This window comes from Enterococcus sp. 2201sp1_2201st1_C11_2201SCRN_220225, assembly GCF_040925905.1.
GTDB classification, from domain to species: domain Bacteria; phylum Bacillota; class Bacilli; order Lactobacillales; family Enterococcaceae; genus Enterococcus_C; species Enterococcus_C asini_A.
The window spans coordinates 5,066-20,327 of sequence record NZ_JBCOJC010000041.1; the positions used below are offsets into that span (position 1 = coordinate 5,066).

Annotated in this window: 15 protein-coding genes; 11 read left to right on the forward strand and 4 right to left on the reverse strand. The window is 39.9% G+C overall.

The window, feature by feature from the left end; translation table 11 throughout:
• The 3 genes from AB5754_RS10370 to AB5754_RS10380 form a co-directional block, all read left to right on the forward strand.
• Positions 1 to 482, forward strand: a 482-nt coding sequence (locus AB5754_RS10370; protein ID WP_368259581.1) for a PTS glucose transporter subunit IIA, incomplete at its 5' end; no start/stop codon positions are given.
• A gap of 15 nt (positions 483 to 497) precedes the next feature.
• Positions 498 to 1,901: a glycoside hydrolase family 1 protein gene (locus AB5754_RS10375; protein ID WP_368250580.1), complete on the forward strand. Its 1,404-nt coding sequence runs from the start codon at positions 498 to 500 to the stop codon at positions 1,899 to 1,901.
• Positions 1,902 to 3,017: 1,116 nt separating this feature from the next.
• A complete protein-coding gene (locus AB5754_RS10380; RefSeq protein WP_368250582.1) occupies positions 3,018 to 3,320 on the forward strand; it encodes a DUF1648 domain-containing protein in 303 nt (100 codons plus the stop codon).
• A 68-nt stretch (positions 3,321 to 3,388) separates the two neighbouring features.
• On the opposite strand, the gene AB5754_RS10385 is transcribed toward AB5754_RS10380, so the two are convergent.
• The 4 genes from AB5754_RS10385 to AB5754_RS10400 all read right to left on the reverse strand — a co-directional run bounded on the left by AB5754_RS10385 (position 3,389) and on the right by AB5754_RS10400 (position 6,253).
• A complete protein-coding gene (locus AB5754_RS10385) occupies positions 3,389 to 4,222 on the reverse strand; it encodes a helix-turn-helix domain-containing protein (protein WP_368250583.1) in 834 nt (277 codons plus the stop codon).
• 152 nt (positions 4,223 to 4,374) lie between these two features.
• Positions 4,375 to 4,704 carry an SdpI family protein gene (locus AB5754_RS10390; protein WP_368250584.1) on the reverse strand — a complete coding sequence of 110 codons (330 nt, stop codon included), beginning with the start codon at positions 4,702 to 4,704 and terminating at the stop codon, positions 4,375 to 4,377.
• Positions 4,705 to 4,905: 201 nt separating this feature from the next.
• Positions 4,906 to 5,517 (reverse strand): 30S ribosomal protein S4, encoded by a 612-nt coding sequence (rpsD, locus tag AB5754_RS10395; protein WP_311833867.1) that lies wholly within the window; start codon positions 5,515 to 5,517, stop codon positions 4,906 to 4,908.
• 238 nt (positions 5,518 to 5,755) lie between these two features.
• Positions 5,756 to 6,253 carry a topology modulation protein gene (locus AB5754_RS10400; protein ID WP_368250585.1) on the reverse strand — a complete coding sequence of 166 codons (498 nt, stop codon included), beginning with the start codon at positions 6,251 to 6,253 and terminating at the stop codon, positions 5,756 to 5,758.
• A 171-nt stretch (positions 6,254 to 6,424) separates the two neighbouring features.
• On the opposite strand from AB5754_RS10400, the gene AB5754_RS10405 reads away from it, so the two are divergent.
• The 8 genes from AB5754_RS10405 to mutL all read left to right on the forward strand — a co-directional run.
• A complete protein-coding gene (locus AB5754_RS10405) occupies positions 6,425 to 7,222 on the forward strand; it encodes a formate/nitrite transporter family protein (RefSeq protein WP_311833869.1) in 798 nt (265 codons plus the stop codon).
• A gap of 63 nt (positions 7,223 to 7,285) precedes the next feature.
• On the forward strand, positions 7,286 to 7,942 hold the full coding sequence (locus tag AB5754_RS10410) for a DNA alkylation repair protein (protein WP_368250586.1): 657 nt from the start codon (positions 7,286 to 7,288) through the stop codon (positions 7,940 to 7,942).
• Between the two features lie 61 nt (positions 7,943 to 8,003).
• Positions 8,004 to 8,780: an HAD family hydrolase gene (locus AB5754_RS10415; RefSeq protein ID WP_368250587.1), complete on the forward strand. Its 777-nt coding sequence runs from the start codon at positions 8,004 to 8,006 to the stop codon at positions 8,778 to 8,780.
• 108 nt (positions 8,781 to 8,888) lie between these two features.
• Positions 8,889 to 9,311, forward strand: a complete 423-nt coding sequence (gene mgsA / locus AB5754_RS10420; protein WP_311833872.1) for a methylglyoxal synthase — start codon at positions 8,889 to 8,891, stop codon at positions 9,309 to 9,311.
• A 123-nt stretch (positions 9,312 to 9,434) separates the two neighbouring features.
• Positions 9,435 to 10,232, forward strand: a complete 798-nt coding sequence (locus AB5754_RS10425) for a TIGR00282 family metallophosphoesterase (RefSeq protein WP_311833873.1) — start codon at positions 9,435 to 9,437, stop codon at positions 10,230 to 10,232.
• 3 nt (positions 10,233 to 10,235) lie between these two features.
• Positions 10,236 to 10,598, forward strand: a complete 363-nt coding sequence (locus AB5754_RS10430; RefSeq protein WP_368250588.1) for a YlbF family regulator — start codon at positions 10,236 to 10,238, stop codon at positions 10,596 to 10,598.
• Between the two features lie 13 nt (positions 10,599 to 10,611).
• Positions 10,612 to 13,170: a DNA mismatch repair protein MutS gene (gene mutS / locus AB5754_RS10435; protein WP_368259582.1), complete on the forward strand. Its 2,559-nt coding sequence runs from the start codon at positions 10,612 to 10,614 to the stop codon at positions 13,168 to 13,170.
• A gap of 27 nt (positions 13,171 to 13,197) precedes the next feature.
• Positions 13,198 to 15,262: DNA mismatch repair endonuclease MutL (gene mutL, locus AB5754_RS10440; RefSeq protein ID WP_368259583.1), on the forward strand; the 2,065-nt coding region annotated here is incomplete at its 3' end.

The window sequence follows — 15,262 nt, forward strand, 5'->3', positions numbered from 1 at the left end:
GTGTAAGATCTTTAATGAATGAAAACGCAACTCAAGTTTATAGTCCTTTGAAAGGTGATCAAATTCCCTTATCTGAAGTTCCCGATAATGTTTTTGCCAATGAAATTATGGGGCGGACAATTGTAATTGAGCCACAAATCGGAGAGATATATGCTCCTTTTGATGGAGAAATAGTAACAGTCTTTCCAACACATCATGCTTTTGGCCTAAGGGATGATAAAGGAGCAGAGCTGTTAATTCATATTGGTATTGATACAGTAGAGTTAGATGGTAAGGGATTTGAAGTAAATGTACATGCTGGTGACAAAGTAGAAAAGGGTGAATTATTGGGCCATTTCGATATAAATAGTATCAAGCAATCAGGATATTCACTTAGCAGCGCGATTGTTATTACAAATACTGATCAATTCACTGATGTAATTAATACGAATAAAAAAGATAACTTATCAAATGATGAAGTTCTATTCACAGTATTTAACTAAAGGGGTGATAATGAAATGAGTTTTCCTAAAGATTTTTTATGGGGTGGTGCAATTTCTGCTAATCAAGCAGAAGGTGCTTATAATTTAGATGGACGAGGATTATCTATACAGGAATACATGTCCAAAGGAGCTTTTGCACATTTAGATACATCTGTAGAAGCAGATAATCTAAAGTTAGATGGAATCGATTTTTACCATAGATTTAAAGAAGATATTGCATTATTTGCGGAGATGGGTTTTAAAGTATTGCGTTTTTCTATTGCCTGGTCTAGGATATTTCCTAATGGTGATGAGTTAGAGCCAAATGAATTAGGCTTGCAATTTTATGACCAAGTGATTGATGAGTGTCTGAAATATGGTATAGAGCCCTTAGTGACTTTATCACATTATGAAACTCCCTATTATCTAACCAATCAATTAGATGGGTGGTTAGACCGTAAACTAGTAAACTATTTTGAAAATTATTGTCGAACAGTATTTCAGCGATATCAACATAAAGTGACCTATTGGTTAACCTTTAATGAAATCAATGCGTTATGGAACTTTCCGTTGTTAGGTGCAGGAATAAAAACACCTAAAGAAAAACTAACTAAACAGGATTTTTATCAAATTGCTCATCACGAATTGGTTGCTAGTGCGAGAGCAGTTAAAATTGGGCATGAAATCAATCCAAACTTTAAGATAGGAAATATGGTTTTAGGTATTTATAATTATCCGATGACAGCTAATCCTATAGATACGATAGTGAAACTTGAAGCGGATAAAAATTTAAATTATTTTCTTGATGTTCAAGCAAGAGGAAAGTATCCAAATTGGATTCATAATGAATGGAGAAAATATGGCGTTGAAGTAAAGATGGAAGAAGACGATGAGGAAGTATTGAGTCACTCTGTTGATTTTATTTCTTTTAGTTATTACATGAGTCGTGCTGTGTCTGCAACTCCTGAATTATATCAATCGACAAATGGTAACTTAAGTAAGGTGTTGAAAAATCCTTATCTAAGTCAAACTGAGTGGGGCTGGGAAATTGATCCGAATGGCTTACAAATTTTGTTGCAGACTCTGTATGAGAAATATCAATTACCTTTATTTATTGTTGAAAATGGGATAGGGGCAATAGATAAAGTTGAAAAAGATGAAACAGGACTCCATATTCATGATCAATATCGAATTGACTATTTGAATAATCATTTATCTGCTGTAGAGAGAGCTATTGTAGAAGGGGTAGAAGTTCTAGGCTATACGATGTGGGGATGTATTGACTTGGTAAGTGCATCTACTGCGGAAATGAAAAAAAGGTATGGGTTCATTTATGTTGATAGAGATGATAATGGTGAGGGGACATTAGATAGGATTCGCAAAGATTCTTTTTATTGGTACAAAGAAGTAATTGATAGTAACGGAAGAAATATAAAATAAGTATTATTTGAATTGGAAATCATTTTTTTGTAAAAAATGAATAGAAATATGATATGAATACTTACTTAAAGCGCACGATGAATTATGTAATTCATTCGTGCGTTTTTCATATGGAGCACTGATTGAATGTTATTTAATTATGGAGTTCATAGGTTTTGGGATTTTAATAGCAGCAAATAAACCAAGGTTAACACAATTCTCAACAGAATGTTTGGAGTTAATGGTAATTTTAATAATGTGTTTTTTTAAAAAAAGTATTGGCAGACTTTTTTTTAAAATTATGAGGAGTTGTAATAAATCAAATAGCTGAAAATTACCAAAGGAACACATAAAATAACTATACCTAAACGATTAGCTTTCAATTTAAGATACTTGTAAACAGATACTTAATATAGACAATAAAATAATCAAAATTTGGTAGTTGCCAACGATGCCACTGAATAATTTATGATTTTACTTTTTTGATCAAAATTAAAATGGGTATGTTCGGATGTTTGCCCCATTTTCTCAATTCTTGTCCTCTTTTTACAATTGTGACAAACATATTCTGCCATTTTATGAAACGATGGATTGCAAAAGTGAAAAGAATTAACAAGACTGATTCTACAAGGGCGCAAGAAATCCTTGCTTGTAAAATAATGGACAAATCATCATAATAAGATGTGTTAATTAACTTAATTCATTAGCTATTTTAAGGAGTGGATATTATGCTCGTGGTAATCCAAAAATTTGATCACGGTTTTGTTCAACTGAAAAAAGTGAACTTTTTTTGATAACACTTTTTTCTTGCAGTCATTTATCTATTCATCATCTTACCACAAGAAATTCCCGTTCAAATGGCCCCCAGAGATTTTTTATCGGGGGGCCCTTTTCAAATTGGCAATTATGGCAGTAAGTTTACGTTATTAGGATTACCTTTGGTCGGTGGAATTTTTACTTTTTTATTTTCCCAACCGATATGGATGAATATTTATGGAAAATACAGTGGGAAAACTTTTTTCGTCCAAGTGCTTTTCACCCTGACTTCTTTAGTGCTATGGTTGGGAAGTTTTTCTTATTTGTTTATGGCCGTGAATAAGAGGATTTAAAATAACTAAGAGATGTGAGGGATGTCTTGTGAAATTACCAATACCGGTTGAGAATTATCAAAAAGCTTATATCGTAACTTTTTTGTTAAGTGTGGTTCTGGCACTCGTTTTTTTATTCTTATTACCTGACCAAGTACCCATGCAGTGGGCCATGGATGGTTCAGTGAATTATACATTACCAAAGTGTTTGGCAGTCTTAATAATGCCAGTGATCACGGCTTTTTTAGTGGCGCGCGGCTGGAATCAATTCAGTTTTGTTTATTTAGGTTGGTGTTTTGCCAATATAGTTATAATTAGCGGGATTTTTATTTTTATTATTTTTACTTACTAAATCTCGTAAAAAAACCTCGAATTACTGGCAGTGCATGCTAGTAGCTCGAGGTTTTTTATTTAGATGGTTTAATCAAAGAATAGTTTATTGCGTTTTAGAAAGATGATAAGAAAAGCTAAAATCAAACCAGCAATCGAACTCAAAATAAAGCCTGCTATGAAAAGAGGATGAGTATTCAGCCAAAGTGTCAAATTATAAAAAGTAGCCGCAAAAGGTTGGCTCATCTCTTGATGGAGTGTCAAAACGGCACCCTGATAGTCCGCGAAAGTATAACTATTAGGCCCAAAGCTTTCATTGCCAATAGCGGTCCAACCAGCGGTGAGATTGCCACTAGTAAAGGCTCCTAGGGCAATATTTGCTATAACGAATAAACCGAAACTGATATTTCCAAGAGCGAATAAACCAATGGAAATATCCCCCAGCGCTATGACACCAATTGCACCTACACCAAAAGACAATAAGCCGAGAGATAAAAGGCCCAGTGAAATCAAACCTCGGGCAAGTAAGCCAATACTGAGAAGCCCCTTCGCTTTAAGGCCAATGGCAACCACACCTTGGGCTTCGGGGATTGTCCCGAAGAGCTTTTTGCGGTTGACAAACAGATTGCCATAAAGAATCTGTTTATGAAAAGTCGGCAGGACAATATGCAGGAGTGGCCTGCCGTAAATTTGTTGAGGGCTTTTGTATTCGTAATAGTGGGGAGTGCTCCGTTCACTTAACAAGTCATCAACGGTGGTATTCAATAATGCCGCGATTTGAGGCAAGGTTTGGACATCAGGATAACCTTTCTCCATTTCCCATTTTGAAATCGTTTTGTCAGAGACGAAAAGCTGATCGGCCAGTTGTTTTTGGGTTAATTGCCTTTCTTTGCGATACCGTTTTAATTGTTCTCCTAAAGTCATCGTAAAAACTCCTTAATCTGTGGTGTACTTCTACAATTAAGTATAATAAAACGTTGCAAAAAGTCACTCTACGAAAGGTAGAATGTTGATTTAATAGGATTTTTAATCAATGAAATTAGGGGGTGATGTTATTTCATGATTTTCTAACGGAGTTAATCCACCAATTTTTTCTCAACATAATAATACATTTTAAAATAGGGAATCACAGGAACTAGGACTTCGATTAGTAAAATAGTCAAAAAAAGATTCTCTGACCAATGGAGGATAAAGTAGATTTCAGCAGCCAAAAAGAAGAGGCCGATAATGCAAGAAGGTAAGACTACTTTTTGAGCAAAACGAATCATTTCTAGTTGGGCTTTGTCCCAATTGACTTGACTTGTTTTGGCTTTTTTCGTTTGAAAGCCAAAACGATTGTTAATTTTTTTCTCTGGAGGTGTTTTGGCAATCCATAAAAAGGTCAATGCATTGAAAAAAGAAATCATCAGAATCCTCCTTTGGGACAAGTATCTTTGATTGCTACTAGTATACTCGCTTATAAAAGAAGAATTCAATAATGAAAATGAATTAGCCGATATTGGGACTTAACTAAGGTAAAAACTAAGGTAAATCCAATCTCCCGAAAAAAGAGTAAAAAAATCACCCAAAACCTTGATACACAAGGCTTTGAGTGAAGTGTAATGAGATTACATTAATTTGTTGTAGAATTCAACGACGAATGATTCGTCAACATCTGGAGTCATTTCGTCACGTTCTGGTAAACGTGTTAATGAACCTTCCAATTTTTCATCGTCGAAGCTTACGAATGCTGGGCGGCCGATAGTCGCTTCAACAGCTTCTTTGATTGTAACCATGTTTTTAGATTTTTCACGAACGGAAATCACTTGACCAACTTCTACGTGGTAAGAAGGGATGTCAACGCGTTTGCCGTCAACTGTGATATGACCGTGGTTAACCAATTGACGAGCTTGACGACGAGTAGTAGCCAAACCTAGACGGTAAACCATGTTGTCCAAACGTTGTTCTAATAAGATCATGAAGTTAACGCCGTGTTTACCTTCTTTAATAGAAGCGGCTTTTACGAACAAGTTACGGAATTGACGTTCGTTCAAACCAAACATATGACGTAGTTTTTGTTTTTCAGTTAATTGCAAGCCGTATTCAGATTTTTTGCCACGGCTGTTAGGTCCGTGTTGACCTGGTGGGAAAGGGCGACGTGCCAATTCTTTACCAGTGCCGGATAGGGATACGCCTAAACGACGAGATTGTTTCCAAGATGGTCCAGTATAACGAGACATATTGAGATTCCTCCAATAAATTTAGTTGGAGTAAAATAATCCGTTGAAAAATTCATATTCGTACAGTTCGACCTTCAATCTTCACCTTGTGCAGCCGCGGTTACGCAATTGAACCCTATGTAAGTAGAGCGTCAAACTGGGGACGAGCTATTATTTTCCTGCTGCATTATTCTACACAAGGAGTAGTATACGATGAAAAACAAGGAAAAGTCAAGGGACAAAGCCGTAAAAAGGCTTATTACCAGCGAAAGTGTTCAAAGACTTCTTGAGCATTGTGGGCTTTAAAGCAATAGATGTCGGGATGCTGGGCTAAGTATTTTTTTACTAATGGTTCTTGAGATTTAGGAAAATCCCAAATATAGCGTAAAAACTCTAGATCCATGCGATCAGGATTGCCACTGGGATTTTTTCGGCCTCGATAATGTAAGTAGCGTTTGAGTACGCGGTACATGGCAATCAATCGCGGGACTTTTAAATAAATCACTAGGTCAGCTTGTTCTAAGCGTTGAGGTAAAGTGGAAGCAAAATTACCGTCCATAATCCAGTATTTTTCTTTCATTAAAGGAATCAGTTTAGCTTTCAGTTCTTCTGTGGTAATGGTCTTTTCATCATCTAGCCAAAACAGGCTATCTAACGAAATAATCGACAACTGTCTTTTTTGGGCGATTTGTTTGGTTAAAGTCGATTTGCCACTGCCGGGAGAACCGAGTACGAGGATTCGTTGATAATTATTCATGGGGGAACCTTTCCAGTGAGTGAGTTTTCTGAAAGTAAAAGTTTTGTTTGCACGTTTTCATTGGTTTTCAAAAATTGCTTTACAAAACAGGCTTTCCTCATTACAATAGTAAGGGATTATGCGTATTTTGTAAATTGCACGTTGCCATACATATAGAAGAGGAGAAGAGAGATGAATCCGGTATCACCATTGTTTGAAAAAATCGATATGTCCATCGAAAAGAAGGTTGACTTAATCGAGAAAAGCTATCCCCGCTATGCTTTGCGAGCAATTTTGGCTTGTATGTTTTTAGGCTTAGGTACAGCGGTGGCTTTTGCGATTGGGATGAAAGCTGATCACATCGTTCCAGGGATAGGCAAAATGCTTTACGCCTTTATGTTCAGCTGGTCTTTAGTCATGATTTTATACATGAATGCGGAATTGGGAACCTCCAATATGCTGTACATGACAGTAGGTGTGTACCGCAAACGATTAAGCGTCCCACTAGCTGCGAAAATTTTATTTACTTGTATTTTATTTAACTTAATCGGTGGGGTAGTCTTTGGGTTCTTACTGGCTCACACAGGGCCTTTCCAAGGGTTGGAAGAAGGAAACTTTTTCTTTACTTCCATTGCCGCCAAATTAGAAAAATCCTCCATTCAGATTTTAATTGAAGGAATGTTTGCCAATATCGTAGTAAACACAGCGGTTTTGGTAAGTATGCGGATGAAAGATGACGGCGGGAAAGTACCGGCGATTATCTTTATTATCTTTATTTTTGCTTTTCTAGGCTATGAACACGTTATTGCAAACTTCCCGGCCTTCACTATGGCTTTTGTGGCTTCTGGCGGTACGATTGAAGGCATGACGGTAGCTAGTGTTTTACACAACTTGATTTTTGCCTTTTTAGGCAATTATATCGGTGGTGGTCTAATCATGGGATTAGGCTATGTTTGGTTGAACAATTCAAAATCTTCTTATGTAGATTAACAAACAAGCGGCGGTGGCTCATCGTCGCTTGTTTTGCGTAAAAAAGTAAATGGGAGGTGCGAAATGAAAGAACCGTCTCGTTTTTTACCCTTTGAACCAGAAAATGCTCAGAAAATGGCTGCTTATATGAAAAATCACTTTCCTTTTCTTGGAGTTGCTGCCCCAGAACGAAAGAAGTTGGAACGCCCGCTGCTTATGGAAAGTAAAAGTTGGGACTGGTCGACTTTGCAGCAAGCCATCCAGTTTTACTACGGGCAGCCGGAACGGGAGTATCACTATGTGGCCATTGACTTAGCAGAACGGAATAAAAAGCGTTTAACAGCTGACCAATTAAACGAGCTTTTGTACTTAGTTGCGCAAAAACAATGGTGGGATTCCATTGATGCTTGGCGTAAAGTCTATGGAGACTGGTGTTTTGCCCATCAAGAAACGCTGCCGGAAGTTTTTTCTTGGTTTTATGGTCATGAGGATTTTTGGTTTCGGCGGATGGGAATTAATCTCCAATTAAAATTTAAAGACCAAACGAATACCCAACTATTGCAACAAGGGATTGAAGCCGATTTAGCAACGAATGAATTTTTTATTCAAAAGGCGATTGGCTGGTCATTGAGAGAGTACAGCAAGACCGATGAAAATTGGGTAAGAGAATTTATTGAAAGCCACCAAGAATTAAGTCCCTTAGCTTTTAGAGAAGGTAGTAAGTATTTAATGAAGCAATAAGCCAAAAGTCTGGTTGATTTTGGAAATAAATAAACAGAAGAAAGCGAGTTAGAACTTCACCATGAGAAGAAAACTGATTGCATTTGATATCGATGGAACCTTGTTAGACAGCAAGAAAGCCCCCTTAGCTAGTACAATCGACGCATTAGACCACCTGCGAAAAGAAGGCCATTTGGTGACGATTGCCACGGGACGTAGTAGATATATGGCTCAAGATATCATTCGAGAGTTGAATTTTGAGAATTATATTGTTTGTAACGGTGCTGCAGCTTTTTTGAATCACAATCAAATCTTCAAAAATCTTTTAGATAAACAGGAATTGGATCGCTTGGTTAGTGAAGCAAATCAATTAGGCATTGATACGGCCTTTATTGAAATGGATCAAGCGCGTCGGATGACTTCTTTTAATGTGGGGAAAATGGCCCAAGCGATGATGTCTTTTGGCACGGTGCTGCCTGATTTAGAGCCGATGTTTCCGGAAAGCCAAGAAATCTATCAAGCGTTAGCCTTCTTTAGTGAAGCCTATCAAAGTCAATTTGAAAGTCGCTTTCCTAGCTTTGATTTTGTCCGTTGGCATGAAGAGTGTGTAGATGTAGTGCCGAAAAACAGTTCTAAAGCTGCTACCATTGGCTATTTGGCCCAACGATTGGAAATTGATCAAGCAGATATTGTTGCTTTTGGAGATGGCAATAATGACCGGGAAATGTTACGTCTAGCAGGAACCGGAGTTGTGATGGGTAATGCCACCCCAGAAGTTCAAGCCTGTGGGGATTTAGTCACCGACTCCAACGATGAGGACGGCATTTGGAAAGCTTTGAAAACGTTAGACTTGATTTAATGATTTAGTTCCTTTTCTTATCGATACTTTTCTTTCATCAAAAGAAGTGCTATCGTGTAGAAAAGGAATTTTTTGATTGGTATAGATAAAAGGGATAGGAGAATGAAAATGAAAATTGCTTTGATTGCCCATGATCGTAAGAAAGAATTAATGGTGAAAATGACCACAGCTTATCGGGATATTTTAGCTAAACATCAGTTGTATGCGACGGGAACTACCGGGCTTAGGATTGCAGAAGCGACTGGACTTTCCGTACATCGCTATAAATCTGGGCCACTGGGAGGAGACCAACAAATCGGTGCTATGATTTCTGAAGACGATTTGGATATGGTGATTTTTTTACGGGATCCATTGGCAGCTCAACCCCATGAACCAGATGTAACGGCGTTGATTCGGTTATGTGATGTCTACGAGATTCCTCTAGCAACGAATATTGGTACGGCGGAAATTTTAATTCGGGGCTTGGATGCAGGTTTTGCAGATTTCCGAGAAATTGTTCATGAGATGGAGAACAAACCACTGTCTTTTTAGAAATAATAAATCACTGCGACCGCCAAAGTTAATTTGGGGGTCGCTTCATTATTCCCCATGCTTTTTTTTTACCGAAAAAACGTCTATAATAGGGAAGATAGTTTTGAGAGAAGAGGAAATTAAGTGCGCGTATTGTTTATTGGTGATGTAGTAGGTTCTTTAGGGCGAGATACGGTGACTACCTATCTGCCTCGTTTGAAAAAGAAATACCGGCCTCAGGTGACGGTGCTAAACGGCGAAAATGCCGCAAGTGGCCGGGGAATCACCGGTAAAATTTATAAGAAATTCCTCCAAGATGGAGTGGACGTGGTGACCATGGGCAATCATACCTGGGATAACCGAGATATTTTTGAATTTATCGACGAAGCCAAAAAGATGGTGCGCCCAGCAAATTTTCCTGAAGGCACGCCCGGACAAGGAATGGTCTTTGTTAAAGTCAATAGCTTGGAGCTTGCGGTAATTAATCTCCAAGGAAGAGTCTTTATGAATGACTTGGACGATCCTTTCCGGAAGATTGACCAGTTGATTGAAGAAGCTCGCCAGCGGACGCCTTTTATTTTCTTAGATTTTCATGGAGAGACCACCAGTGAAAAACAAGCTATGGGTTGGTATGTGGATGGTCGTGTGTCAGCCATTGTCGGCACCCACACCCATGTGCAAACCAATGATGCCCGCCTATTGCCTAAAGGAACCGCTTATTTGACAGATGCGGGGATGACCGGACCATATGACGGGGTTCTAGGCATGAAAAAAGATGGAGTTTTGGATAAATTTATCACCGCACTGCCTCATCGTTTTGAAGTGGTGGAAAGTGGCCGTAGTATTTTGTCCGGTTGTTTAGTGGATATTGATGAAAAAACAGGTTTAGCGAAATCAATTGAGACGATCCAGATTTCTGAGGATCGGCCTTTTATGGAGTAAATGATGAAAGCAATCTTGGAAAATGAAGAGGCAATCAAGCAGGCGGTGGAGCAATTGGACCGGCTGCTTTGCGATTTGCCCCAAGTAAAAGAGTTTCAGAACGTGGCGGCAAAAGTTCGCAATAACGAAGGGCTGGCTCAATTAGAAGCAGAGATTAAAGAAGCCCAAAAAGCTGTGGTGAATTTTGGTCATTATGGAAAAGAAGAAGCTCAAAAACAAGCTCTGGAGCAAGTGAAATTGCTCACTGCAGCCTATGATCAGCATCCCTTGGTGGTGGCGTATCGTCAGCAGTTAATTGAAATCAATGATTTATTAGAATATGTGACTGGACGCCTGCAACGAGGTGTCGAGGAACTTTTAGAGTAGAAGGAGGAGGACCATGCCTCAAAAAACAAAAAATACTCCCATGATGGAGCAATACTTAGGCATCAAGGCGCAATATCCCGATGCCTTTTTGTTCTACCGTCTCGGAGATTTTTATGAAATGTTCAATGAAGATGCTTTGAAGGCTTCGCAAATTTTAGAATTAACCTTAACCAGTCGTAATCGGAACGCCGATGATCCAATTCCCATGTGCGGGATTCCTTACCATGCGGCCCAAGGTTATATTGATACTTTAATCGAACAAGGCTACAAAGTCGCAATCTGCGAACAAGTGGAAGATCCGAAAACCACCAAGGGGATGGTTAAGCGAGAAGTGGTGCAATTAATCACGCCGGGCACAGTGATGGACAGTAAAGGTCTAGCTGCCAAGGAAAATAACTTTTTGACTGCACTAGCTTCTGATGGTCAACAATACGGCTTTGCCTATGTGGATTTGAGTACTGGTGAATTTAAGACGGCGCTTTTGGAAGACGAAGAGGGTGTGATGAATGAATGCTCCAGCTTGCAAACTAAAGAAATCGTCTTTACTAGTGAATTTTCCGAAGCTTTTCAACAAAGACTAAAAGAACGCCTAGGCTTAGTTTTGTCCTACCAAGAAGAATTGCTGGACAATGCCGAACTGCAATTTTTAACCGCCAATTTGACCGAGCCTTTAGAAAAAGAAGTAGCGGGCAAGCTCTTAAGTTACTTGTCCATTACGCAAAAGCGGGGCTTGGCTCATTTACAAAAGGCAGAAGAATACCAGCCAGATCATTTCTTGAAAATGGATCATTACTCTAAGTTTAACTTAGAATTAGCTCGTTCGATTCGCACTGGCAAAAAACAAGGGACCCTTTTGTGGCTTTTAGATGAAACGAAAACCGCCATGGGAGGTCGTTTGTTAAAGCAATGGCTAGATCGTCCTTTGATTCAAGGTAAAAAAATTGTCGCTCGCCAAGAAATGGTGCAATCGCTGTTGGATAGTTTTTTTGAACGAGTGGATTTACAAGAAAAACTGACCAAAGTATACGATTTAGAACGTTTAGCGGGACGGGTGGCTTTTGGCAATGTCAACGGCCGTGATTTGTTGCAGCTAAAGACTTCTTTAATGCAAGTACCGCAAATTCGCGCTCTTTTAGAAGGGATTAACCTGGGGCAGTGGAACGAGCTGTTAGCGGGCATTGAACCTATGGAAGACTTGGTGGACGTGATTGACCGGGCCATCGATGAAGAGGCTCCTTTAGCGATTACGGAAGGAAAAGTGATTAAAAACGGCTATAACGAGCAGTTGGATACCTATCGTTCGGCTATGAAAAACGGCAAGCAGTGGCTAGCGGAGTTGGAAGCCAGTGAGCGCCAAGCAACTGGCATTAAAACTTTAAAAGTCGGCTTTAACCGGGTTTTTGGCTATTATATTGAAGTTACCAAGGCCAATTTAGGCAATTTGGAAGAAGGGCGCTATGAACGCAAGCAAACCTTGGCCAATGCGGAACGCTTTATCACCCCAGAATTAAAAAAATTGGAAACTCAAATTCTAGAAGCGGAAGAAAAATCCGTAGACTTGGAATACCAACTCTTTTTAGGAGTGCGAGAAGAAGTCAAAAAAGCCATCAGTCGACTGCAAACTTTAGCGAAATCTTTAAGCGCGGTGGATGTTTTACAGAGTTTTGCCACGGTTTCAGAACGCTATCAATATGTGCGACCTACGTTAAATCGTAAGCGTAATCTGCACATTGTAGAAGGTCGTCATCCCGTTGTGGAAAAAGTTTTAGGCCATCAAGAATACATTCCGAATACGATTAAGATGGATTCCCAGACTTTGATTTTATTGATTACGGGACCCAATATGTCCGGGAAAAGTACTTATATGCGCCAGTTGGCACTAACGGTAATCATGGCACAAATGGGCTGTTTTGTTCCCGCAGAAAGTGCAGATTTACCGGTATTTGACCGAATCTTCACCCGAATCGGTGCCAGTGATGATTTAATCGCCGGTCAATCAACCTTTATGGTAGAAATGATGGAAGCCAATCAAGCACTGCGCCACGCCACGCCCGATAGCTTAGTCCTCTTTGACGAATTAGGCCGGGGGACGGCTACTTATGATGGCATGGCCTTGGCTCAATCCATCATCGAATACATCCAAGAAGAAGTGAAAGCCAAAACCCTCTTTTCAACCCACTATCATGAATTGACCGTACTGGATGAAACGCTGTCTGGGGTGCGGAATATCCATGTGGGAGCTGTGGAAAAAGATGGCGAAGTGGTCTTTTTACACAAAATGATGGAAGGCCCCGCCGATAAGAGTTATGGGATTCACGTGGCAAAAATTGCGGGCTTGCCCACGACGTTGTTAGAACGGGCGGCGACGATTTTGCAAAAATTAGAAGCAGAATCGGCCACGGAAAATCTGAGTACAGTAGAAGTGGCAGAAGAGCCTCAACAGATGAATTTATTTAGCGAAGTTTCCACGGAAGAGCTTTCGGTGATTGAATCTTTGAAGAAAATTGATCTTTTGGATACGACTCCACGAGAAGCATTGAATATCTTATATGATTTGCAAAAACGGATTTAGGAAACAGTATAGAAAGAAGGCAAATGAATGGGCAAAATCCAAGAACTGTCAGAACGTCTGGCCAATCAAATTGCAGCCGGAGAAGTTGTGGAACGCCCAGCTTCTGTGGTGAAGGAATTAGTGGAAAACGCCATTGATGCTGGGGCTAGCCAAATTGATGTGTTGGTGGAAGAAGCCGGTTTGAAAAAAATCCAAGTAATCGACAACGGGGAAGGCATTGCCGACGATGATGTGGAAAATGCCTTTAAACGCCATGCTACCAGTAAAATCCATAGTCGGGATGATCTTTTTCGCATTCGTACATTAGGCTTTCGAGGGGAAGCTTTACCGAGTATTGCTTCTGTCTCCCATGTGACCTTGGAGACTGCGGTGGCGGGGAAAGAACAAGGCACCCTTTTAAAATTAGTAGGCGGTAAAGTGGAAATCCATGAAGCATCTCCTTTGCGTCAGGGGACGAAAATTACCGTGGAAAATCTCTTCTTTAATACGCCGGCACGACTAAAATACGTGAAGACTTTGCAGACGGAATTGGCCAATATTGGCGATATCGTCAACCGTCTAGCATTGAGTCATCCGAAAATTGCGTTTCGTCTCGTTCATGAAGGTCATAAAATGTTGACCACAGCCGGTAACGGGGACTTGAAACAAACGATCGCGGGGATTTTTGGCGTTGCCACGGCGAAAAAGATGTTGCCCATTGAAATTCAAGATTTAGACTTTCAGATTAAAGGCTTCGTCTCTTTGCCTGAAGTGACGCGGGCTAGTCGTAATTATTTGTCCACTATTATCAATGGGCGCTATATTAAGAACTTTGCGCTAAACAAAGCCATCGTGGCCGGCTATGGTTCTAAATTAATGATTGGCCGTTTCCCGATTGCCGTAGTGGAAATTACCATGGATCCATTACTGGTGGATGTCAATGTTCATCCCACGAAGCAAGAAGTCCGTTTGTCTAAGGAAAAGGAACTGACCGCTTTGTTGGCAGAAGCGATTAAAGAAGTTTTACAAGAAGAAAATTTGATTCCCAATGCAGCAGATAATTTAAACTTTAAAAAACGCTTACCACGACAAACACCAGAAGAAAAACCAGAACAGTTACAAATCGACTTAACCCAACCGAGTAGCGAAAAGCCGAAAGGAAATCTAGCGTACGATTCTGGTACGGGAAATTTTTACGTTCGTGAAAGTTTTCCACAATCTGTGGATAGTTCTGTGGACAAGCTTGGGGAAAAGCTAGTGGACCATCCAGAAAAAGATTCACAAAAAGAGGCTTTTTCGGAAAAAATGTCGACTCCCGAGGCTTATCCACAGCTAGAGCAAGATGAAAGACCTTTTGTGAAAGATACCATTCCAGAAACCCCAGAAAGTTTTCCACAAGATGACTACTCAAGCGAAGAAACTTCTCGGAATCATCCGGATTTTCATCTAGGAGATAAGGCAAGTGCTAAAATGCTAGACCAAGCTTTAGCCGCAACGGCAGAAGTTCCCACCCAGCGCTTTCCCGATTTGGAATACTTTGGCCAGATGCACGGGACGTATTTGTTTGCTCAAAGCCAAGAGGGGCTTTATATCGTAGACCAGCACGCCGCTCAAGAACGGATTAAATACGAGTATTTCCGTGAAAAAATTGGCGAAGTTTCCAATGATTTACAGGAATTACTGGTGCCCATTGTTTTAGAATATCCTAATAGCGATGCCTTAAAACTCAAAGAACAGCAGGAAACGTTGGCCAAAGTGGGCATTCATTTAGAAGAGTTTGGCCACAATAGTTTTATTGTTCGCAGTCATCCTACCTGGTATCCAGCGGGAGAAGAAGAAAGCATCATCCGGGAAATGCTAGAAATGTTGTTGACCACTGGTACTGTTAGTGTGAAAAAATTCCGCGAAGCCACAGCGATTATGATGAGTTGCAAACGATCCATTAAAGCTAATCATCACTTAAATGAAATGCAGGCGCGGGTTTTGTTAAAAGATTTGGCACAATGTGAAAATCCTTTTAACTGCCCCCATGGACGTCCAGTGCTGATTCACTTTACCAATAGCGACATGGAAAAAATGTTTAAACGAATTCAAGACCCTCACCGTACAAAGG